At 69.8% G+C, this 22,004-nt stretch carries 21 protein-coding genes; 14 read left to right on the top strand and 7 right to left on the bottom strand.

All coding sequences use genetic code 11. The features are described from left to right. On the bottom strand, positions 1-636 hold the full coding sequence (locus OO70_RS24935) for an NAD(P)-dependent oxidoreductase (protein ID WP_043675715.1): 636 nt from the start codon (positions 634-636) through the stop codon (positions 1-3). Between the two features lie 103 nt (positions 637-739). On the opposite strand from OO70_RS24935, the gene OO70_RS24940 reads away from it, so the two are divergent. After that, positions 740-1,219, top strand: a complete 480-nt coding sequence (locus OO70_RS24940) for a hypothetical protein (protein ID WP_043675718.1) — start codon at positions 740-742, stop codon at positions 1,217-1,219. A 65-nt stretch (positions 1,220-1,284) separates the two neighbouring features. On the opposite strand, the gene OO70_RS24945 is transcribed toward OO70_RS24940, so the two are convergent. After that, positions 1,285-1,854, bottom strand: coding sequence for a hypothetical protein (locus OO70_RS24945; RefSeq protein WP_043675720.1), 570 nt, complete (start codon positions 1,852-1,854; stop codon positions 1,285-1,287). Between the two features lie 178 nt (positions 1,855-2,032). On the opposite strand from OO70_RS24945, the gene OO70_RS24950 reads away from it, so the two are divergent. The 7 genes from OO70_RS24950 (at position 2,033) to metG (OO70_RS24980) (ending at position 12,312) form a co-directional block, all read left to right on the top strand. Continuing rightward, entirely contained in the window at positions 2,033-2,977 is a 945-nt protein-coding gene (locus tag OO70_RS24950; RefSeq protein ID WP_051741583.1) for a hypothetical protein, read from the top strand. A gap of 9 nt (positions 2,978-2,986) precedes the next feature. Beyond that, a complete protein-coding gene (locus OO70_RS24955; RefSeq protein ID WP_051741585.1) occupies positions 2,987-3,745 on the top strand; it encodes an alpha/beta fold hydrolase in 759 nt (252 codons plus the stop codon). Between the two features lie 36 nt (positions 3,746-3,781). Beyond that, on the top strand, positions 3,782-4,780 hold the full coding sequence (locus tag OO70_RS24960; protein WP_043675723.1) for an endonuclease/exonuclease/phosphatase family protein: 999 nt from the start codon (positions 3,782-3,784) through the stop codon (positions 4,778-4,780). Positions 4,781-4,829: 49 nt separating this feature from the next. Beyond that, complete coding sequence (locus tag OO70_RS24965; protein ID WP_043675725.1) at positions 4,830-6,791, top strand: FUSC family protein; 1,962 nt, start codon at positions 4,830-4,832, stop codon at positions 6,789-6,791. A gap of 229 nt (positions 6,792-7,020) precedes the next feature. Further along, positions 7,021-8,820 carry a VWA domain-containing protein gene (locus OO70_RS24970; protein ID WP_043675728.1) on the top strand — a complete coding sequence of 600 codons (1,800 nt, stop codon included), beginning with the start codon at positions 7,021-7,023 and terminating at the stop codon, positions 8,818-8,820. 156 nt (positions 8,821-8,976) lie between these two features. Then, positions 8,977-10,701, top strand: a complete 1,725-nt coding sequence (gene metG / locus OO70_RS24975) for a methionine--tRNA ligase (RefSeq protein ID WP_043675731.1) — start codon at positions 8,977-8,979, stop codon at positions 10,699-10,701. A 30-nt stretch (positions 10,702-10,731) separates the two neighbouring features. Further along, the gene (gene metG, locus OO70_RS24980) at positions 10,732-12,312 is read left to right on the top strand and encodes a methionine--tRNA ligase (RefSeq protein ID WP_043675734.1); all 1,581 of its coding nucleotides are present in this window, start codon (positions 10,732-10,734) and stop codon (positions 12,310-12,312) included. On the opposite strand, the gene OO70_RS24985 is transcribed toward metG (OO70_RS24980), so the two are convergent. Beyond that, positions 12,309-13,046: an SDR family NAD(P)-dependent oxidoreductase gene (locus tag OO70_RS24985; protein ID WP_043675737.1), complete on the bottom strand. Its 738-nt coding sequence runs from the start codon at positions 13,044-13,046 to the stop codon at positions 12,309-12,311. The genes metG (OO70_RS24980) and OO70_RS24985 overlap by 4 nt on opposite strands. A gap of 130 nt (positions 13,047-13,176) precedes the next feature. Between OO70_RS24985 and OO70_RS24990 the strand changes: the two genes are divergently transcribed. The 3 genes from OO70_RS24990 (at position 13,177) to OO70_RS25000 (ending at position 15,883) form a co-directional block, all read left to right on the top strand. Continuing rightward, a complete protein-coding gene (locus OO70_RS24990) occupies positions 13,177-13,821 on the top strand; it encodes a TetR/AcrR family transcriptional regulator (RefSeq protein WP_043675740.1) in 645 nt (214 codons plus the stop codon). A 46-nt stretch (positions 13,822-13,867) separates the two neighbouring features. Then, positions 13,868-14,344, top strand: coding sequence for a hypothetical protein (locus OO70_RS24995; protein WP_043675743.1), 477 nt, complete (start codon positions 13,868-13,870; stop codon positions 14,342-14,344). 102 nt (positions 14,345-14,446) lie between these two features. Next, a complete protein-coding gene (locus OO70_RS25000) occupies positions 14,447-15,883 on the top strand; it encodes an FG-GAP-like repeat-containing protein (protein WP_043675746.1) in 1,437 nt (478 codons plus the stop codon). Positions 15,884-15,905: 22 nt separating this feature from the next. Here the strand turns inward: OO70_RS25000 and OO70_RS25005 are convergent, their stop codons facing one another. From OO70_RS25005 to OO70_RS25020, 4 genes are all read right to left on the bottom strand, one after another. Further along, positions 15,906-17,276 carry a pectate lyase family protein gene (locus tag OO70_RS25005; protein ID WP_043675749.1) on the bottom strand — a complete coding sequence of 457 codons (1,371 nt, stop codon included), beginning with the start codon at positions 17,274-17,276 and terminating at the stop codon, positions 15,906-15,908. A 109-nt stretch (positions 17,277-17,385) separates the two neighbouring features. Next, complete coding sequence (locus OO70_RS25010) at positions 17,386-18,387, bottom strand: intradiol ring-cleavage dioxygenase (protein ID WP_078651544.1); 1,002 nt, start codon at positions 18,385-18,387, stop codon at positions 17,386-17,388. A gap of 77 nt (positions 18,388-18,464) precedes the next feature. Next, complete coding sequence (locus tag OO70_RS25015; protein ID WP_043675755.1) at positions 18,465-18,638, bottom strand: DUF397 domain-containing protein; 174 nt, start codon at positions 18,636-18,638, stop codon at positions 18,465-18,467. A gap of 2 nt (positions 18,639-18,640) precedes the next feature. Beyond that, a complete protein-coding gene (locus OO70_RS25020; RefSeq protein ID WP_043675758.1) occupies positions 18,641-19,489 on the bottom strand; it encodes a helix-turn-helix domain-containing protein in 849 nt (282 codons plus the stop codon). Positions 19,490-19,707: 218 nt separating this feature from the next. Between OO70_RS25020 and OO70_RS25025 the strand changes: the two genes are divergently transcribed. The 3 genes from OO70_RS25025 to OO70_RS25035 all read left to right on the top strand — a co-directional run bounded on the left by OO70_RS25025 (position 19,708) and on the right by OO70_RS25035 (position 22,000). Continuing rightward, a complete protein-coding gene (locus tag OO70_RS25025; RefSeq protein WP_043675761.1) occupies positions 19,708-20,130 on the top strand; it encodes an ATP-binding protein in 423 nt (140 codons plus the stop codon). A gap of 80 nt (positions 20,131-20,210) precedes the next feature. Further along, complete coding sequence (locus OO70_RS25030; protein WP_043675764.1) at positions 20,211-21,149, top strand: RpnC/YadD family protein; 939 nt, start codon at positions 20,211-20,213, stop codon at positions 21,147-21,149. Between the two features lie 41 nt (positions 21,150-21,190). Next, the gene (locus OO70_RS25035; RefSeq protein ID WP_043675767.1) at positions 21,191-22,000 is read left to right on the top strand and encodes a hypothetical protein; all 810 of its coding nucleotides are present in this window, start codon (positions 21,191-21,193) and stop codon (positions 21,998-22,000) included. Positions 22,001-22,004: the final 4 nt, after the last annotated feature.

Raw genomic sequence — 22,004 nt, forward strand, 5'->3', positions numbered from 1 at the left:
TCAGTACGCGACCGACATCCGGCCGCGGGGGTGGGCGTCCTGCTCGAGTTCGTCGACGAAGGCGACCGCGTAGTCCTCGGCACTGACGAAGCTGCGGCCCTGGTCGTCGGTCAAGAACCGGTCCCCGCCGACGCGGAAGCGGCCGGTGCGCTTGCCGGGGGCGATCTCGGCGGCGGGGGAGACGTAGGTCCAGTCGAGGTCGTCGAGGGTGCGGTAGTAGGCGAGGACGTCGCGGTGGGCGCGGGCTTCGGGGAGGTAGGCCTCGGGGAAGCCGGGCTGCTCGCTGAGCACCTGCCCGGGAGCGACCTCAAGCCCTCCGGCGCCCCCGACGACCATGAGCCGTCCGACACCGGCCGCGCGGACTCCCGCGACGAGGCCCTCGTTCAGGGCGAGGAAGGGGCCGCGCGGGTCGCTGCCGTCGCGGGGCGGTACGCAGGCGGAGGCCACCGCGTCGGCGCCGCGCGCGAGGCCGGCCACCTTCTCCTGGTCCGTCGCGTCGGCCGCCGCCGCGGTGACCCCGGGGACCGGTGACTGGCCGGAGCGGCTGACCGCCAGTACCTGGTGGCCGCGGGCGGACGCCTCGGTGGCGATCCGGCTGCCGACCATGCCGGTGGCGCCGAAGAGTACGAGCTTCATGCGCCCCAGCGAAACACGCGGTAACGGAGGCCGCACCCCGACTTGCCACCGCCTCCGCCGGGGTGTGCATTGGTAGACGGGGGCGAGAGAGAGGAGTGCTCTCATGGCTCAAGCGGCACCCACGCCCGGCGGAATGACCGGCCGGAGCGGCAGAACGACAGGCTCCGGCGCATTCACCGGCCCGAGCGGTCTGCCCGACATCTTCGACACCCGCGTCCACCGCGTGGCGAAGGTGGCGATCCCGGTCGTCCTGGGGCTCGTCTACGGCTACTGGGCGGCCGCCAACCGTCGCGGCGGCGGTCCCATCACGGGCTGGAACATCCTGTTCGGCTTCGTGACGGCGCTCGCGTTCATCGTGCTGTGCCTGGCGGTGGCACGGTTCGCCCCGCTGCTGAAGCGCGAACTGCACTCGCTGGTGAAGTCCGCCTTCGCGGGCGCGGCGCTCGGCTTCCTCTACAGCCAGACCGGAGAGAGCGTCCTGCGGTCCGCGGCCGTCGGGATCGCGACCACGGCGGGCGTCTTCCTGGTGTTCTTCTACCGCTACTACACGCGCGAGGACGGAGAGGGCAACCGCATCCGCTGACGCCGTACGGCACAAGGAGTGGGCCCCGGCCGGACGGCCGGGGCCCACTCCTTTCCCCTGTTCCCCTACGGCGCCCAGTTCCAGATGCCGCCGCCGCTCGACGACCCGGAGGCGCTCCAGCTCCACGAGCCCGAGACGCTCCACGACCCGGAGGCCGAGGTGCTCCACGAGTTGGAGTTGTCGCTCCAGTTCGGGTCGTTGTTCCAGTTGGAGTTGCCGGAGTTGTTGTTGCCGCCGTCCTTCCAGCCCGGACACGGGTCCGAGCAGGACGGCACCCACTGGCCGCCGGTGTCGACGAACGCGGCGCTGGCCCAGCCCTGGGCGCCGACGAGCCAGTACCAGTCGGGATTCCCGTTGACGCTCTGTCCCCTGACCACGCATTGGACGCGGTCCTGGCTGCCCGGTGAGAGCGTGTCGACGGCGGGTGAGTGCGTGGTGGGCGACTGCCGCACGTTCAGATCCGTGCGGGAGACGATCGTGCCCCAGATCGGACTGCCGCCACCGCCGCCACCGCCATGTCCTTCGGCGTACGTGGTCGGTGCTGCCATCGCCGTGGTGCCCGCCGCCGCGACGGCGAGGGTGCCACCGGTGAGCAGGGCCGCGGCCAGAGTCCGCAGGGCCGGAGTGGTGCGCATGTTCGGCCTCCTTCTCCCCGGTTCCAGGAAACACCCGTTCGGGTCAACCCTCCACCCGAGAGCGGAATGGCCAGTTCCGCCAAGGGTTCCGAGGTCAGGGCACCCGTTCGGCTTGACATTGCACCCGAATGCAGGAAACCGGCTCGCACACCACGCGCCCCGCCCGTGTCCTAGAGGAGTGCCCCCACGTCTCCGGAGCGCCCTGTCGGCCGTACTCGTCGCCCTCTCCTGCTGCCTCACGCCCTTCGGCGCGCTGGCGGCCTGGGCGGCGTACGACCTGACCGACTCCGGCCGCTACGTCACGGCGATGGCACCGCTCGCCGCCGACCCGGACGTACGGGACGTGATCGCGGACACCGTCGGCGCGGGCATCCTGCGCGAGGTCCATGTGGGCGGGATGCGGGGCACGATGGCGCCGTTCGTGCACGACGCGGTGCGCTCGTTCACGAAGACCGAGGCCTTCCGCCTGGCCTGGGACGAGGGCAACCGCGCGACCCACGACGCCGTGCTGCAGGCCCTGGAGGACGACCGCAGGGACGGCACGGTCACCGTCGACCTCGCCCCGCTGACCACCCACATAAAACAGCAACTCGCCCACGACCACGTGCCGTTGGCGAACCGCATCCCCGTCCAGCACACCGAGGTCGCGGTCCTGGCCGCGGGTGAACTGGGCCCACTCCGGAAGGGGTTCCACGTGCTCGAAGTCGCCGGCTTCTGGCTCCCCGTCGCCGCCGCCGTCTTCGCCGTCACCGGCATCGCCGTCGCCGTGCGCCGCCGCCGCGCGATCACGGCGACCGCCCTCGGCACGGCCCTCGGCGGCGCGCTGCTCGGCCTCGCCCTCACGATCGGCCGCCACTTCACCGTCGCCGACCTCCCGGCCGAGGTCTCCCAGGCGGCGGGCGGCGCGATCTACGACGCCCTGACCGCCACCCTGCGCACGGTCGCCTGGCTCCTCCTGGGCGTGGGCCTGACGGTCGCCGGGGTGGCCTGGCTGACCCGATACGCCCGGCCGGCAAGGGAGTTCCTGCTCCTGCGCCTCGTACGGGACCGGCCGGCGCCCACCGCACCCACCACGGACCCGGCGTCAAATACCTTGTTGCACGGGGGAGTTGAGCGCACCTAGGGTCGGGGCATGTCATCCCCTAACACCCCATATCTCCCCCACCCCCTCCCCCTCGTCCTCATCCACGGCCACCCCTTCGACCACACGATGTGGACCCCGCAGATCGAGGCGTTCTCCCCCTCCCGCCAGGTCGTCGCCCCCGACCTGCGCGGCTACGGCCGCTCACCCTCCACCGTCACCCGCTTCTCGGACTTCGCCGCCGACATCGAGGCGCTGCTCGACGAGCTGAAGGTGGAGACGTTCGTGCTGGCCGGGCTGTCGATGGGCGGGCAGATCGCGATGGACTGCTACGGCCGCTTCCCCGAGCGCGTCCGGGGTCTGGTCCTCGCCGACACCTTCCCGGCGGCCGAGACCCCGGAGGGCGTCCGCACCCGCAACGCCATGGCCGACCGCCTCCTGCGCGAGGGCATGCGTGGCTACGCCGACGAGGTGCTGGAGAAGATGGTGGCACCGTCGGCCGACCCCCAGGTCAAGGCCCACGTCCACGGCATGATGACGGCCACCGCCCCCGAAGCCGCAGCAGCGGCCCTGCGCGCCCGTGCCCAACGCCCCGACTACCGCGACCTGTTGACCAGGGTGACGGTCCCGGCCCTCGTGGTCGTGGGCGCCGACGACACCTACACCCCCGTCTCCGACGCGGAGGCGATGCACGCGGTGCTCCCCGACTCCACGCTCCATGTGATCGAGGGCGCGGCCCATATGCCGAATCTCGAGCGCCCGAAGGAGTTCAACGAGATCCTGGGGGAGTTCCTGGACCGCGTGGGATGATTTGGGCGTCTACGTCCACTGGCGGAAGGTCGACTTTTGAGCACCGTGACCTCCGAGTGGACCGCCGCCGACTTCGTACCCGAGCGCCACCGCGCCCGCCGTTTCACCACGTGGTGCGCCGGGCTCCTCTTCACCGGCGTGAGCGTGGTCGTCGGCTGCCGTACGGCCGACACCGACGCCATCACCCCCGTCCCCCAACTCCTCGCCTTCTTCCCCTGGTTGCTCGCCCCCACCGGACTCGGACTCCTCCTCGCCCTGCTCACCCGCTGGCGGCTCGGCCTGGTCTGGGGCGTCGCGCTGCTCGGCCTGCTGGCGTGGTTCATCGAGCCGTACGGGAAGAGTGGTGAGCCCAGCGGGCCGGCGGTCGCCGAGTTCCGCGTCCTGACCTCGAACGTCGAGTTCGGGCGGGGGACCGGCTCCCTGGTGCCGGTGATCCGGCGGGAGCGGCCGGCCGTGGTGTTCGTGGAGGAGTGCGAGTACACCTGCCAGGCCACGCTGCGGCGGGACTTCGGCACCGAGTTCCCGTACCGGCAGGCGGTCGCGGCCGCCGGTTCGCACGGCTCGATGATCCTCAGCCGCTTCCCCCTCAAGGGCACGAAGGGCGTCACCGGCACGATGGGCATGCCCGGCGCCGTGGCCGACGTCGAGGGACATTCCGTACGGCTCCAACTCGCGCACCCCATGCCCCCGTTGCCGAACCAGGTCGCCCTGTGGCGCCGCGAACTGGGCAGGCTCCGGACCTTCGCCGCCGCCGACCCCACCACCCCGACCGTCCTCGCCGGCGACTTCAACTCCTCGCAGGACCACGCGACTTTCCGCCACATCCTCGACACCGGCCTGCGCGACGCCGCTCGCATGGCCGGACACCCCCGCACCCCGAGCTGGCCGGAGCGCTTCGCGCCCACCTTCGGCACCCAGATCGACCACGTCCTCCTGTCCCCCGACTTCTCCACGAACAGCGCCCGCTTCCTCGACCTGGCCGACACCGACCACCGCGCGCTGCTGGTGGACATCACGCTCCACCAGCACGAATAACCCGGGCGCGATCCCTTTTCCGCGGGACGCGACGCCCATAATGGGTCGCATGTCCCGCGAGTTCCCCATCGGCCTCACACCCCCCGACTGGCTGGTGAGGAACCTCCAACCCCAGCAGGCCCCCCTCAACCGGCCCGCCATCGCCCGCGCCGCCGTGGCGATGACCCTCCCCCTCGCCATCGGCCTCGCCACCGGACACACCGCCTACGGCGCCCTCGCCTCCATGGGCGCCCTCTCCGGCGTCATCGGCGACACCGCCGACGCCTACCGCATGCGCATCCTCAACATCGCGATCCCCCAGCTCTTCGGCGCGATCGGCGTCACGCTCGGCGCCGCGGTGTACGGCCACGGCTGGTACGCGGTCGCCACGCTCACCGGCATCGCGCTCGTCTCCGGGATGATCTCGACGATCGGCGCGGTGGCCTCCGTATCGGGCCTGCTCCTGCTCCTCAACTCGGTGATCGGCGCGGGCCTTCCGCTCCCCGGCGCGTGGTGGCTGGCCCCCGTCCTGATGTCCGGCGGCGGCCTCCTGGTCCTCCTCCTGGCCCTCCTGGCCTGGCCGTTGCGCTCCGGAGTCCCGGAACGGGCGGCGGTGGCGAACACCTACCGCACCGTCGCCGACCTCCTCGCGACCTGCGGCGACGACCCCACGGCCGCCTACGACTCCGCCCGCCAGGCGGTCACCCAATCCCTCAACCAGTCCTACGACTTGGTCCTCGCCCGCCGGGCCCGCCACCACGGCCGCAGCCCCGAACTCACCCGCCTGCTGGCCCAGTTGAACGCGATCACGCCGGTGGTAGAGGCGGCCCCCGCGGTCCACCAGTCCGGCCAACCCCTCCCCCCACAGATCCGCGAGACGGTCCGCCACCTCGCCCAGGCGGTCGAGACCGGCTACACCGGCCCGATAGGCCTCGACCTCCCCACCCCCACAGGCGAGACGACCCGCGCGATCGACCACGCCCTGCGCCACGCGGCAGAGGTGGTCACGGCTCCGGACGTGGACCCGAGGGGCATCGACGACCGCCTGGGCCGCCCGGCCGCCCTCCGCATCCGCGCCACCCGAGCCGCCCGCAACGTCCTCCTCTCCTCCGGCTCGTGGCGCTACGGCCTGCGCCTGGCGGTCTGCATCGGCCTGGCGCAGGTGCTGGTGTCGACGGTCCCGGTACCGCGCTCGTACTGGGTCGCCCTGACGATCACGTTCGTCCTGAAGCCCGACTTCGGCTCGGTCTTCTCGCGGGCCCTGCTGCGCGCGCTGGGCACGGTGGCGGGACTGGTGATCGCGGCGGCGGTGCTGTCGGCGGTACCGCGGGGCTGGTGGGACGTACTGGTCCTGCTCGTCCTCGCCCCGCTGATCCCCGCGCTCACCCCCCGGGGCTACGGCTACCAGACGATGGCGATCACCCCGGTGATCCTGCTCCTGTCCGACGTCCTCAACCACCAGGGCACGGCCCTGCTGCTCCCCCGCCTGGTGGACTCCCTCATCGGCTGCGGGATCGCGCTGGTGGCGGGCTATCTGCTCTGGCCGGAGAGCTGGCACACGCGGGTAGGCGACCGCTTGGCGGAGGCGGTCGCGGACACGGCGAATTATGTGGAGACGGCGTTCGGAACTTCCGACCCTTCGGGGGCGGAGGCCGACGCAAGCGCCCGCGCCCGGATGCGCCGCCGCCTCTACCGCGACCTGTCCGTCATCCGCACCGAGTTCCAACGCGCCCTCACCGAACCCCCGCCCACCGGCCGCCTCGCCGCCGGCTGGCTCCCGCTGGTCGTCGCCGTGGAACGCATCGTCGACGCGACGACGGCGGCGAGGGTACGGGTGAAACACGGGGCACCGCCGCCGTCACCGGCCGAGGTCACCCAAGTCGCGCTCCAACTGCGGGAGTTGTCGGAGGGCGTACGCGAGTCGGAGGTACTGGTGGAGGTCCGTACGGATCTGACGGGCCCGGCGGAGAGTGTGCTGGAGCCGTTGCGGCAGGAGGTGGCGGCGGCACGGGCGATCGCGTCGCCGCACTGAGGTCACGTCGTGGCGTCACTCAGGTCACGGTGTTTCGTGAGCGGGCCGTGCGTCCGCCGCGAACAGGCAGGTGAACGGGTGAGCGAAGTGGTGGCTGAAACAGGGGGTGTTGACGAGACGCGTCTCATGCGCCTCGCCCCTGCCTAAGATCGCCATCCGAGGCCGCTAACCTTACGTGTCCGTCCTGGCCAGGGATTGACGGCTTCAACTCACGCGAAGGGTTGCGCACATGGGCATTCTCACTCTCCTGCGGAATGCGTTCGGCAGGTCACGCAAGGAGCGTGCCGCCGAGACAGAGGGTGCGGAACGCACTCCTTCGCAAGAGCAGCCGACCACGGTGACAGGGGAACCGGACGCGAAGGTCCCGTCCCCCTCCACCGAACCCGACCTCACGTCCGCCCCCGTCCCCACGGCATCGGCCCAGGTCCCGGAACCCCGCACGTCGTCCACGCTTGAGGACGACGAGCACGAGCTGGTGGCCTTGGCCTTCGACAACGTGGCGGTTCCCAAGCCGGCGCCGACGCCGTCGGTGGAGAGCACGGAGGTCACGGAGGCTGCACCGGAGGCAGAGCCGGTGGCCGAGGCTGTCGTCGCGCCGGTCGTCGAGCCGGTCGCGGAGACCGAGTCGGTCGTCGTGCCGGAGGCGGAGGCGGAGCCTACGGCAGAGGCAGAGGCAGAGGCAGAGCCTACGGCTGAGGTGACGCCGGAGCCCGAACCCGAGCCGGTCGTTGAGGCTGTCGCGGAAGCCGAGCCGGTCACCGAGGCGGAGGCAGAGGCCGAGCCCGTCGCTGAGCCGGAGGCGGAGACGGTCGCGGAGGCCGCCGCCCCCGAGGCGGAGCCGGTGGCCGAGGCTGCACCGGAGCCGGTCGTCGAGCCGGTCGCGGCATCGGAAGCTGAGCCGGAAGCGGAGACCGAGCCCGCAGCTGAACCGGTCGCCGAGGTCACGCCCGAGGCGGAAGCCGAGCCCGTCGTAGAACCTGCCCCGGAGGCCGAGGCGGAGGCTGACCCGGAGCCCGAGCCCGAAGCTGTCGCCGAGACCGCACCCGAGGCGGAGCCGGTCGCGGAAGCGACCCCTGAGGCGGAGCCGGTCGCGGAGCCGGTGGCCGAGGTCACGCCGGAGCCGGAAGCGGAGACGGAGACGGAGTCCGCCACAACCCCCGAAGCGGTCGCAGAGGTCGCCCCCGAGCCGGAGCCCGCAGCCGCTGCGGCGACGGAGCCCGCGGCCGAGGCCGAGCCGGAAGCCGTCGAGGCGCCCGAGCCGGTCGCGGCCCCCGAACCGGAACCCGTCCTGGTTGCCGCAGCCGCCGACGGCGAGGACGCCCCACAGGGGCCACCCGCACCCGACGACGAAAGCATCACGGGCGGTGCGGGTGGGGAAACTGTCGAGGCCGAGGGCGTAGCCGAGGCCGTGGGGACCGGTTCCGCCGCCCTCGCTCTCGGCAAGGCCAACCTCACCGGTACCCGAGCGAAGACATACCTCGTCCTCGACCGCTCCGCGAGCATGCGCCCGTACTACAAGGACGGTTCCGCCCAGGCCCTCGCCGACCAGACCCTCGCCCTCGCGACCCACCTGGACCCGGACCCCACCCCCACCGTCCACGTCGTCTTCTTCTCCACAGAGGTCGACGGCACGACAGACCTCACCCCCACCTCCCCCGAGAACGCGATCGACGAGGCCCACGCAGGCCTCGGCCGCATGGGCCGCACGAGCTACCACGCCGCCGTAGAAGCCGTACTCGCGCACTACGACAAGAACGCCACCCCCGGCACCCCCGCCCTCGTCGTCTTCCAGACGGACGGCGCCCCGGACGCGAAGACCCCGGCGACCCAGTCCCTCACGGACGCCGCGAAGTCCCACGCCTCGGTCTTCTTCTCGTTCGTCGCGTTCGGCGACCACGAGAACAAGGCCTTCGACTACCTCCGCAAGCTGAAGACCGACAACACGGCCTTCTTCCACGCGGGCCCGACCCCCCTGGAGCTCACGGACGCGGAGCTCTACGACGGCGTACTGATCGACTGGCGCCCGTAGCACCACCGCGTGGACGAACAACCGTGCCGCCCGCTTCCCACCCCGTAAAACGGGAGGCGGGCGGCACACCCATGTCGGCTACGATTTCAAGGTTCGCAAGACGCGTTCGCGAGACACAGAACGCACCAGCCAGACCGACCTGGGAGCAGCCCCCCGATGGCTCGACACCTCATCACCAGCGCCCTTCCGTACATCAACGGAATCAAGCACCTGGGCAACATGGTGGGGTCCATGCTCCCGGCGGACGTGTACTCCCGCTACCTCCGCCAGCGCGGCCACGACGTGCTGTACATCTGCGCGACGGACGAACACGGCACCCCGGCGGAACTGGCCGCGAAGGAGCAGGGCCTCCCGGTCGCCGAGTTCTGCGCGCAGGCGCACGACGCGCAGAAGGCGGTCTACGACGGCTTCGCGCTCGCCTTCGACTACTTCGGCCGCAGCTCGTCCCCCCAGAACCGGGAGATCACCCAGCACTTCGCCCGCCGCCTGAACGAGAACGGCTTCATCGAAGAGCGGGCGATCCGCCAGGTCTACAGCCCCACCGACGGCCGCTTCCTCCCGGACCGCTATGTCGAGGGCACCTGCCCCCACTGCGGCTACGACAAGGCCCGCGGCGACCAGTGCGAGAACTGCACCCGCGTCCTGGACCCCACAGACCTCATCAACCCCAGGTCCGCGATCTCGGGATCCACGGACCTGGAGGTCCGCGAGACCAAGCACCTCTTCCTCCTCCAGTCGAAGCTCCAGCACGAGGTCGAGGAGTGGGTCGCCGCCCACGAGGAGGAGTGGCCGCAGCTCGCCTCCTCCATCGCCCGCAAGTGGCTCACCGAGGGCCTGCACGACCGCGCGATCACCCGCGACCTGGACTGGGGCGTCCCGGTCCCCGCGGACACGTGGCCGGAGCTGGCGGCGGAGGGCAAGGTCTTCTACGTCTGGTTCGACGCCCCGATCGAGTACATCGGCGCGACGAAGGAATGGTCGGACCTCGACCCGGAGAACCGCGACTGGAAGTCCTGGTGGTACGAGTCGGACCAGGGCGAAAACCCGGTCCGCTACACGGAGTTCATGGCCAAGGACAACGTCCCGTTCCACACGGTGATGTTCCCGGCCACCGAGCTCGGCATCCGCGAGCCGTGGAAGAAGGTCGACTACGTCAAGGCCTTCAACTGGCTGACGTACTACGGCGGTAAGTTCTCCACGTCCCAGAAGCGCGGCGTCTTCACCGACCAGGCCCTGGACATCCTCCCGGCGGACTACTGGCGCTACTTCCTGATCGCCAACGCCCCCGAGTCCGACGACTCCTCCTTCACCTGGGAGCACTTCACCGCCACGGTGAACAAGGACCTGGCCGACACCCTCGGCAACTTCGTCAACCGCGTCCTGTCCTTCTCCAAGAAGCGCTTCGGCGACGAGGTCCCGGCCGGCACCGAGGCGGGCCCGGCGGAGGCGAAGCTCGGCGAGGAGATCGCGGGCCTGCTGGCCGAGTACGAGATCCAGATGGAGGCCCTCCAGTTCCGCAAGGCCGCGGCGGCGCTCCGCGCCCTGTGGTCGGCGGGCAACTCCTACCTGGAGGAGAAGGCCCCCTGGCTGGAGATCAAGACCGACCCGGAGGGCGCCGCCCTCACCCTGCGCACCGCGATGAACCTGATCCACCTGTACGCGGTGGTCTCGGAACCCTTCATCCCGTCTTCGTCGGCGGCGATGCGCCAGGCGTTCCAGCTCAAGGACGACACCGCGACCTGGGTCTCCGCGGACGAGGCCCGCGCCCTGTCCGCCGTCCCCGCCGGCACCCCCTTCACCGTCCCCCCGGTCCTCTTCGCGAAGCTCACGGACGAGGACCTGGAGACGTACAAGGAGCGGTTCGGCGGCGACCAGGGGTGACCCGACGACGTACTGCACAGGGATGACCCGATGACGTACTACGTCACGACCCCCATCTACTACGTCAACGACGCCCCCCACCTCGGCCACGCCTACACCACCGTCGCCGCAGACGTCCTCGCCCGCTGGCACCGCCGGCGCGGGGAGGACGTCTGGTTCCTGACGGGCACGGACGAGCACGGCCAGAAGATCCTGCGCACGGCGGAGGCGAACGGCGTGCCCCCGCAGGAGTGGGCGGACCGCCTGGTCGAGAACTCCTGGAAACCCCTCTGGGACCACCTGGCCATCTCGAACGACGACTTCATCCGCACCACCGAGCGCCGCCACACCGACCGCGTCCAGGAGTTCGTGCAGGACCTCTACGACAAGGGCGAGATCTACAAGGGCGGTTACGAGGGCCCGTACTGCGTCTACTGCGAGGAGTACAAGCTCCCGGGCGAGCTGATCGAGGCGGAGGACGGCACGGGGACCCTGTGGTGCGCCATCCACCGACGCCCGGTCGAACTCCTCAAGGAGGAGAACTACTTCTTCAAGCTGAGCGAGTACGGCGACCGTCTCCTCGCCCACTACGAAGCCCACCCGGACTTCGTCCAGCCCGCCTCGGCCCGCAACGAGGTCGTGAACTTCGTCCGCCAGGGCCTCCAGGACCTGTCGATCTCCCGCTCGACGTTCGACTGGGGCGTCAAGGTCCCCTGGGACACCTCGCATGTCATCTACGTCTGGGTGGACGCGCTCCTCAACTACGCCACCGCCGTGGGCTACAACGAGAACCCGGCGAAGTTCGAGGCGACCTTCCCGGCCGACGTCCACCTGGTCGGCAAGGACATCCTCCGCTTCCACGCGGTGATCTGGCCGGCGATGCTCATGGCCAACGGCCTGCCGCTGCCGGGCCGAATCGCGGCCAACGGCTGGCTCCTGGTCGGCGGCGAGAAGATGTCCAAGTCGAACCTGACCGGCATCAGCCCCGAGACCCTGACCGCGCACTTCGGCGTCGACGCCTACCGCTGGTACTTCCTGCGCGCGATCGCCTTCGGCCAGGACGGTTCCTTCTCCTGGGAGGACTTCACCGCCCGCTACACCAGCGAACTCGCCAACGGCTACGGCAACTTGGCGTCCCGGGTGACCGCGATGACGGCCAGGTACTTCGAGGGCGTCCTGCCCGCGCCGGGGGAGGAGACCGAGGCCGAGCGCTCACTCAAGTCGGCTCTTCTCAAGGCGACTTCGGAGGCCGACCACCGCATCGGCGACCAACTCGACTTCCAGGGCGGCATCCTGGCCGTCTTCGACTTCGTCCGGCAGGTCAACGGCTACCTGACCGACCAGGAACCCTGGAAGGTGGCCAAGTCCGACTCCCCCGAGGCCCGCACCCGCCTGGCGACGATCCTCTACACGGCGGCCGACTCGCTCCGCGCGCTCGCGATCCTCCTCGAACCGGTCATGCCGGAGACGTCGGAACGGCTGTGGGACTCCCTGGGCGCGGGGGCGACCCTCGGGCCCCTGGCCGACCAGCGGGTCCGGGACGCCTCGGCCTGGGGTGCGCTTCCGCCCGGCTCCCCGGTGACGAAGGGCGAGGTTCTCTTTCCGCGCCTCGAGGACCGTACAGACACCTAACCGAACACGCTGAACGTGTCCTCGGCCCGGTCCCGGCGCGCCACCAACTCCCAGGCGCCGTCGGCGATTTCGTCCGGGTCGAGGGTGCGGTCGCCGACGTTCCCGAACTGCTCGGGGTTCGACGTGATCAGCTGGTGGATGTCACCCCGCTCGATGAGTCCGCCGATGACCAGGTTCCCGGCGTAGACCCCGGTGTCGGCGAGCGCCGCGTTGAGGGTCAGGGCGTAGTTGCGCAGGGCGGCGGCCGAGACGGCGAGCGCGCCGAGCATGGGCATCGGCACCACGGCACTGAGCCCGCCCGCGAACACGAAGGCACCGGCGCCCCGTTCGACCATGCCGGGCAGCACCTTGCCCACCACGTCGACGGCCGGATACATCCAGCTCATCGCCTCCTGGACGCCGGCGGAGTCGGTCTCGGTGATCGACTTGGGGCGGCTCTCGTCGAGGTCGAGGGCGCCCGGCCCGTAGTAGACGAGGTCGATACGGCCGTAGCGCTCGACGACGGTGTCGAGAACGGAGCCGAGCTGTTTGGCGTCGCGCACGTCGGCGACGTAGGACCGCGCCTCGACTCCCGCCGCCGTCAGCCGCGCGACGTAGCCGGCGTGCCGGGTGTCGCTGCGGGACACCAGGGCGACGGCGTACCCCTCGCGGCCGAAGCGGTGGGCGACAGACATGCCGAGACCGGGGCCGACCCCGAGAACGACGGCGATCTTGGGCTGTTGCGATGCGGGCATGGCGGAGCCTTCCGGGACGGGTGCACGGACATGGCTGAACAAGCACGGATAACTTGAGGTATCCCTCAACTTATGCCTCCGACCGTAGCACGGAACCTGAGGCTCCCCTCAAGTTCCGTATGATGAGGCCATGCAACAGCCCGCCCCCGCCCCCAAGCCCCTACGGGCCGACGCCGCCCGCAATCGCGACAAACTCCTCGTGGCCGCCACCGAGGTGTTCGGCGAGCGTGGGCTCGACGCGCCGCTGGAGGAGATCGCGCGGCGGGCCGGGGTCAGCATCGGCACGCTGTACAACCACTTCCCGACCCGGGAGGCGTTCTGGGACGCGATCTTCCCGGAGCGGCTGGCCGCGCTGGAGCAGGTCACCGAGACTGCGCTCGCGGCCCCGGACGCCTGGGACGGGTTCGTCGCGTTCGTCGAGGGGCTGTTCGCGCTGCAGGCCGAGGACCGGGGCCTCAACGACGCGCTGGCGCAACGGTTCCGGGCGGCGGGGGAGGTCGAGCAGGCCTGTCACCGCGGGTTCCGGCACGCCGAGCGGATCATCCGACGGGCCCGGGACAGCGGGCAGTTGCGCCCCGATTTCGAGCCGCAGGACCTGGTCACGCTGATCTGGGCGATGTCCCAGGTGATCCGGGAGTCGATGGAGGCGGCACCGGACCAGTGGCGCCGCTGCCTCGCCTTCTTCCTGGACGGTCTGCGAACCGGTGCGGCCCACCCCCTCCCGGTGGCACCCTTGACCCAAGGTCAACTCAGCGAGGTCATGCGGTCTCGCTGACCGACCCCGTCGTAGACGTGTTCGCGCCAACCCGTAAGGTTCCGCCATGGCAGTCCCCGAGGTCATTCCGATCGCCTACGAGCCGAATCAACGCAGCGGCGCCGTCGGCCGCTACGCGGACGGCCAGTTCCTGGCGTCGGTCACCTACGCGTTCCCCCAAGGCTTCCGTCCCGACGACGGCTGGGAAGAGCAGAAACGTCTCTACACGGTGCTCCACACCTTCGACTCCGCGGGCCGGTACCGCGACTCGGAGATCTGGTGCGCCGGCACCTGGGCCGAGCAGCAACGCGCCCCGCACGGCGACGACTCGGTCCTCTCGCAGGCCCGCATCCACCTGGCGAAACTGCTCCGCGCCCTCCCCCGCCGCAGCTACACCAACATCGCGATCCGCCCCTTCCAACGCACCGTGGACGGCGTCCTGTTCGGCCTGCTGGTCGAGGAGGACGAGGACGGCAGCTGGGCGGAGCTGTACCCGGACCGGCGCGCGTTCGGGCCGCCGTGGGACGGGACGTACGACACCTGAGCACATGCTCCGCTGAGTCCAACTCCCGTACACCTGGCGGCTTTACACTGCGCGCCTGATGTCGGCGCACAGGGGGTGCGCCAGGGGTGGGAGGGGACTCACATGGGCAACTCACGGACGTCCAGAGGGAGATGGAGGGCCGCGGCGGTCGTCGCCGCGGCCCTGGTCGGCGGCACGCTGCTGCCCGCCGCCCCGGCACTCGCCGTGCACGGCGCGGTTCCCGGCGACTTCAACGGCGACGGCTACCGGGACGCCGTCCTGCCGGCGCCGGGCGCGACCGTCGCCGGGAAGGAGATGGCGGGGGCCGTGGTCGTCCTCTACGGATCGTCGTCGGGCCTGTCGGCGACCCGGCGCAAGACCATCACGCAGAACACGCCCGGAGTGCCGAGTTCGAGCGAGGCGTGGGACCAGTTCGGCGCGTCCACCGCGACGGCCGACCTCAACCGGGACGGCTACGCGGACCTCGTGGTCTCGGCGCCGTACGAGGACACGGCGGACGGCAAGGACGCGGGCCTGGTCACCGTGTTGTGGGGCAGCAGGAACGGGCTGACGACGGCGACGGACCTGCCGTCCCCGGTGCGCACGGCCTCGGAAGAGTTCGGCCTCGACCTGGCCGCGGTGAGCACCGGCGGCGGACCCAAGGAGGAGGTCCTGGTCGGCGCGCTGGACGCCTCCGCGACCTTCAGGGGACCGTTCAGCCGCACCGGCACCTACGGCGGGCGCGGCTCGCTCCAGGGCATCCCCTCCGTGGCGAGCGTCGCACTCGGCGACTTCAACGGCAACGCCGTTCCGGACGAGGCACTCACCACGGTGGGCATGAGCGGTCTGAGCGGTGGCGAGGTCTACGTCTATCCCCCCTATTCCTCGCCACTCCAGCAGGGCAACGGGCTCATCTCCGCCGCCGGAGACGTCAACGGCGACGGGTACGCCGACCTCGTGGTCGGCGACCCCTTTGAACCCGAAGTCGCGGGCGTGGACGGCGCGTTGGGCGGCCGAGTGCTGGTCTACTACGGCTCGGCGAACGGCATCGCGGCCGACACCAAGCCTGTGCAGCTCACCCAGAACACCGCTGGGGTGCCCGGCGGCAGTGAGAAGGGCGACGCGTTCGGCGGTGCCCTGGCCGTGGCCGACCTGAACCGGGACGGGCTCGCCGACATCGTCGTGGGCGCACCGTTCGAAGGCGTCGCGGGCCAGAACCAGGCCGGCGAGGTGACCGTGATCCCGGGCCGGCACACCGGCGCGCTGGGCGCCGGCGCGTACTCGTTCTCCCAGTTCACCGCGGGGGTGCCGGGCGGCAACGAGTTCGGCGACCTCTTCGGTACCACCGTCTCCGTCGGGGACATCAACAACGACGGCAAGCCGGAGCTGTTCGTGAGCGCGGCACAGGAGAACATCGGCACAGGCGCCGTCTGGGTCTTCCCCGGCGGCGCCAACGGCCCCGTGGCCAAGGGCAGCCGCGTCTTCACGGCTGCCTCGGTCAACCTCACCCAGCGGACCAACACGACCCTGGGCGGGTACGGGCTGCTCTGGCTGATCTGAGGCAACGGCCGTTCGCCTCAGGCTAGTTGAGGACGCCGGCCCCGGTCGTGGTGGCGAGTTCCGTCGGCAGGTTCTTGGCGGAGGTCTCCAGACCGGTCGTGAGGGTCGGCGTCCAGTTCACGGTGGTCTTCAGCTTCTTGGAGTTGGCGGCGTTGTAGGCGGCGACGAGGTCGGTGGCCGTGCCGTTGACGATGTTGCCGCTGCCCGCGATGGACCCGGTCCCGTCACCGCTGAACAGCTTGCCGAGCTTCTGACTGGCGGAAGTCTTCCAGTAGTTGTTCTGGACGACGACCTGCGCCTTGGCCCGCGAGTTGACGCTGTACTGAAGGACGTACCCGTTGAGGGTCGTGGTGTCGAAGTAGTTGTTGTAGATGTGGATCTGCCCGATCCGGGCCAGCGGCGCCCGCTGCACGATCCCCTTCCACACGTTGTGGTGGATGGAGACGCGCAGCTTGCCGACGCTGTCGGTGTCGCTGCTGCCGATGAGCATCGTCTTGTCGTGGTTGGTGAACTGGTTGCGCTCCACGGTCACCAAGTCCGAGCCCTTGGTGATGTCGAGGTCGCCGTCGTGGATCTGATACTGGCGGCCGTAGTACGTAGGGTCGGAGGTGTCCAGTCCCGGCGCGTCGGTGAACGTGTTGTGGTCGGCCCACACATGCGTGGCACCGCGCAGCGTCACGGCGTCGTACTGCGAGTTCCAGTTGCCGCTGTCCCCGTCCGTCGGGTCCCACTGCGGGAAGCAGTCCTGGGTGGCGGCGAAGGTCAGGTTCCGCACGATGACGTTGTCCACGCCCTGTATCTGCAGCATGCCGCCGGTGATCCCGGCCTTGGTGCCGGGCACGCCCACGACGGTGGTGTTGGCGGGCACCCGGAAGATGATGTTCTTCCCCTGCTTGACCTGCGCGGCGGCCCGCGCCTTCTCCTGGGTACCGGAGGGCAGCTTGGAGGTGCCGTAGGTGGAAGGGGCGTAGGCCTTGAGGTAGGCGGACAGCGAATACCCGGTCCCCGCCGAGTAGTCGGCGCAGCTCAACTTCTTCCCGCTGTCGTCGGTGTTGGCGTCGATCGTGCCCTTGATCTTGACGATCCGGGGCGTGGTGTCACTGGCGGACCCGAGCGCCTTCACGAGCTGGGCGCGGGTGCTGACGGTGAAGGTGTGCGCGGCATCGGCCTTCGCGCCGCCGGTGGTACCGGTCCCGGACGACGCCCACCCGTCCTTCGCCGCGAGCGTCTGGTGGTACAGGTCGACGGTGGTACTGGCGGCGTTCGCGTTGAGTACGAGGATGCCGGCGCCGATGCCCGCGGCGGCGGCAGCCGCGGTGACGACGATCGTGCGGCGCTTGCGGAGGGAGCGGCGGTGGGAGGGGGCGGGGGCGGGTGAAGCGGTGGCGGCCACGGGGGAGTCCTTCGGTGCGGTGAGGGGGTTACGACTCCTCAGTGGCCGTCAGGATCAAGAAGGTTGCCGCGGCTCGCCAACTTTCTTGATCCTGAGCACAGTTAACGATCTATGAGGATGCCGACGCCGACGCGCTCGGCTGGGTGTCCGTACTGTCATGGGTCTCGTCGGGGGCGACGCTCATCGTGAGGTGGGCGCGGACCCCCTTGGCGATGTCGGCGGTGCGCTTCTTGTCGTACTCGAGGAAGAGCAGGCCGCCTTCGTGGCCGTTCTGCGGGTAGATCGTGTCCTCGGTGAGGGTGGTGCGGGTGGTGGTGTTGGTGGAGTACGGCGCGACTGTCGCCGACGCCAGCACCGACTTCTCGTCGAAGAACAACTGGCCCGTGTGGCAGGTGTGCCCGCCTTCATAACCCGCGTCGGTCCACTCACCATCGACATGCACCTTGACGTGGATGTGCACGCAACGGCCCTGATACCACCCCGGGAACACCGTCTTGAAGGTGACGTAACCGTGCTTGTCGGTCCGCCAGGTGCCGCGCAAGTACCGCTCGTCGTCGGTCGGTTCGGAGTGCCCGCCACCGGTTCCGCCGGAGGGGGCGCCGGACGGGGGCTCGCCGGTAGGCGTACCTGTCGGCGTACCCGAGGGCGCGTCGGTGGGAGCGCCGCCGCCTCCGGCTCCGCCGCTGCCCATCGCCTCGTAGCCGGAGTAGATGCCGAGCGCGCTGCAGTGCCAGATGTCGACGGCCGCGTTCCTGATCGGCTTGCAGGTCTCCGCGTCGATCACCTTGAGAGTGAGGGTCATGGGAATGCCCTCCTCGTCCTCGGTGATGTCCTGCCGGATCTTGTCGGCGTCGATGTAGTACGGCCCCTCGGTGGTCTCCGAGGTGAGCGTGTAACACGCCTCGCCGGCGCTCGGCGTGCCCTTCACGTTCACGGGGGAGGTCGCCCCGTCCGCGAACGCACTCGCGGCAAGCCCTCCACCCACACCCACCGCGGCAACGGCGGCTCCGCCGGCGACGACGACCTTGCGCCGGGTCAAGTCCCGTTTGTGCGCGGGGGATTGGTTACGCGGTTGCTCCAGCGACTCGTGCGCTGTTTCGTTTCCCGTCATGCCCGGACCGTAGGTAAGAGGCCTGTAAGAAGCATGGGTGTGGGCTGTGCTTTCCCATGAAACCTGAAGTCGCCTCCTCAGCTTGAGCGGATGCGGTGGAGGAGGGCGGCGAGGGTGGTGGGGGTGAGGGGGAGTATTCGGGTGGGGTCGTCGCTCTCGCGGAGGAGCAACGAAGCGTCGATACGGGCGAGTTCGACGCAGGAGGACCCGTCCGAGCCGCTTGAGAAGGTCGACTTCTGCCACTGAATCACGGCTACAACTCCTTGGCGAGGCGATGGACAAAGTCCCGCGACCGGGCGGGCTCAAGCGATGCCGACTCCACTTTACGGAAGAGTGTTCGCATCGCCTGAAGCTGTGCGGCCGCATCCACGAACGCCGCTCCGGACGGAGTGTCCTTCTGCACGGTGTCCAGCGCCGGGACGCGTCCGCCCGCGTACAACAGCGCCGCACTCGCACCCGCGAACCCGTCGACGTCGAACGGGATCACACGCATGGTGACACCAGGCCGCTCCGACTGCGCTAGGAGTTCGTCGAGTTGCCCCCGTGCCACACTCCGGTCAGCGACCCGGGTCCGCAGGACGGACTCGTGCAGTACAGCCGTGTACGGCGACTCACCGCCCCTCGCCAGGGTCGCTTTGCGGCGCATGCGGTGGGCAACTCTCGCCTCCAACTCGTTCCCCGGGAGTTCCGGCCGCCAGTAGGCGAAAACAGCACGTGCGTAGTCCTCTGTCTGCAGAGGCCCCGTGACATGCGTGGTACCAATCTCCTCGACGAAGGCCGCGTGGTACTCCAGCTCCGCCAAATCAAGGAAGGACGGCGGAAGGATGTCCCGGTACCCCTCCCACCATCCATCGGTGCGGTCCGTCGCCATCTCCACCAGCGCATCGATCAACTGGGCATCCGTGCAGGTGTATTGAGCCGCAATCCGCCGCACCCGCGCCTCGCTGACGCCGGCGACCCCCGACTCGATCTGGCTCATCGTCACCGAGATCGTGCCCAGCGACTCAGCCGCCTGGCGTGCTGTCAGACCCGCCGCCTCACGCAGCCTGCGCAACTCCCGCCCCAGCCGCCGCTGTCGGGCCGTTGGCTGCTTTCGTGGCACCTACGCCTCCCCGCTTCCACCACATTGGGTGACCAGGTTACGACAACAGGTTGCGCCGTACTAACTTTATTCTCTACCGTCAGTCACGCGACGCACACCCTGCGGAACACCGGGACCCCGGAAGCGCACCGCCCCGCCATGCCATGCCGGCCGCGACAAGCCACCGCCCGCCGACCCGCACCACACGCCAACTCCCCCTCCCTGACCAGGAGTCACGCATGCCCGAATCCAAAGAGCCGCCCGCCCCCTGGGAGTACACCCTCACCATCCCCCACGACCTCCGCGCAGTCACGGTCAGCCGCCGCACCCTCCGCCTGATCCTCACGATGCACGGACTGATCGGCCTGGTCGACACCGCCGAACTCCTCGCAACGGAGTTGGTCTCCAACGCCGTACGCCACACGAAAGGCCCCGTGATCCTCCGGGTCGCCTGGAAACCCGGCACCCTCCGCATCGGCGCCTGGGACGCGAGCCCCGAACCCCCGGAACCACCAAGGGAGTTGGCCAAGCTCCTGGACATAGAGGAGGGCCGGGGTCTGGGCCTGGTCAGGGCCTGCGCCGACCTCTGGGGCTGGCAGCCGCTGTCCAGGAACGGCAGCAAGGGCAAGTACGTCTGGTGCGAACTGACCACGGCGGCCTGAACGTTCCTCCGCCCCTCGAAAGAGTGAACGTCACCGATTCGGCCGGACATCTCCGTCCTTGATCCACCTAGGTTGCGCACATGGTCACATCAACCCACGAGGCGACCCACCGGCTCTTCCAGGAGCATCCGGAGGCCCTCACCCTCGTCTTCGAGTCGCTGGGCATCCCGCCGCCCGCGAAGTCGGACTTCGGCTCGATCACACCCGACGCCACCGAAATCCGGCCCCTTGAGCGCCGAGTGGACACGGTGCTCAAGTTCGAACCCGCCATGGGAGAGAGCTTCCTGCTCGCCATCGAGTCCCAGACCAAGAAGGACCCGGACAAGGCGAAGAGCTGGGCCTATTACGTGGCGCACCTCAGCGCGAAGTACGACATGCCGGTGCTGTTGGTGGCCGTATGCCGAGACCGGTCGACGGCAAAGTGGGCAGCCGGTCCCTTCGAGTGCGCCGTCGGCCCGTGGTCGACCCAGGTCACACGCCCGTTCGTGCTGGGACCGGGCACCGTCCCGGTGATCACCGACGAGTCGACGGTGGCCCAACAGCCGGCGCTGTCCGTGCTCTCGGCGATGGTTCATAGCGATGACCGCAGGGCGCCCGCCATACTGGAAGCGATGGTTCGTGGCCTCCTGTCGTTCGATCCGGACACCACGGCGTACTGGTTCGAGGTTCTGGAAGTCGGCCTGGAGAACACTCCGGTCAAGGAGAAATGGAGAGAGCTGATGTCGAACGTCATCACCCACTTCCCGGGCCACGGGACGATCTACGAGGAGAGGTACCTGGAGGGCAAGGCCGAGGGGAAGGCCGAAGGCAAGACAGAGGGCAAGGCCGAGGAGGGCGCCTCGTTCATCCTGCGCGTGCTGGAAAAGCACGGCATCGACGTCCCTGAAGACATCCGCGAACGCATCACCTCCTGCACCGACCTCGACACCCTCACCCTCTGGTTCGACCGTTCCCTTACCGCCTCCACGGCCGAAGACCTGTTCGTCGAGACCCCTGAGGCTTCCGAGCCCGGTGCATAACCCGTCGCCGGGGCTGACAGTCAACGCATAGGCTCCCCCGCATGCCCGAACTCCCCACCCTTCACGAAGCCACCATCGACGCCATCGTCGGACATGCCGGTGGCGCGACACTGCCCTTCCAGGAAGCTCAGCGGGACGTAGGTCACGCGACGTTCTTCTGGTTCAACGAGCTCGTGCAGAGCGCACCGGACGGTGACGTGGTTCGCCAATTCCTCGTGACAGCAGGGGAGTCGACACGGATCGAACTCGCCGAGGTGAACATACGGCCGTCGCTGTGCGACCCGGCGCCGAGTGCCGGGAAACTGCTCATGACCGACTTCGCCGAGGGCTGGACCCACCTGGGCGACTCGGGCGGCCTGGGTGTCGCGGTGATGCCCGCAGCCGTTCTGCACGCGTACGCCGACCGCAAGGGCTGGCGTTGGAACACCGACGAGATAACCGACGGCATCGCCGCCAGGGACGAGGACATCGCGCGGATCGGTGCCGAACCCGTCGTAGCGTATGTCCTGGGTCACGACGTGAACCCTGACGACGGCGCCCGCAATCAGGCCGCGGTGGTCGGCGAGGTCGCCCGCGCGGGCGACGGAACCATCCGCTGGGGCGGCCGGCTTCCCCAAGGGTGCGTGGGCGCCCCGGTGTTCATGTCCGTCCCCCTCGACGGCAACAGCTTCAAACTGGTCTGCGTGGGAGTCGCGCTGCCGGCCGACGAACGCGACCTCGGCCACCACCCCGTGGCCACCTTCGACGCCATCAGGCGGGCCCTGGACGCACTCGATTCCGAGACCCCGGCGCCCACTGCCGTCACCCTCACTCCGCCCCGCAAACGCCGCTGGTGGCAGCGCCGTAGCTGACCCG

The organism is Streptomyces xylophagus, assembly GCF_000716435.1.
Taxonomy (GTDB): domain Bacteria; phylum Actinomycetota; class Actinomycetes; order Streptomycetales; family Streptomycetaceae; genus Streptomyces; species Streptomyces xylophagus.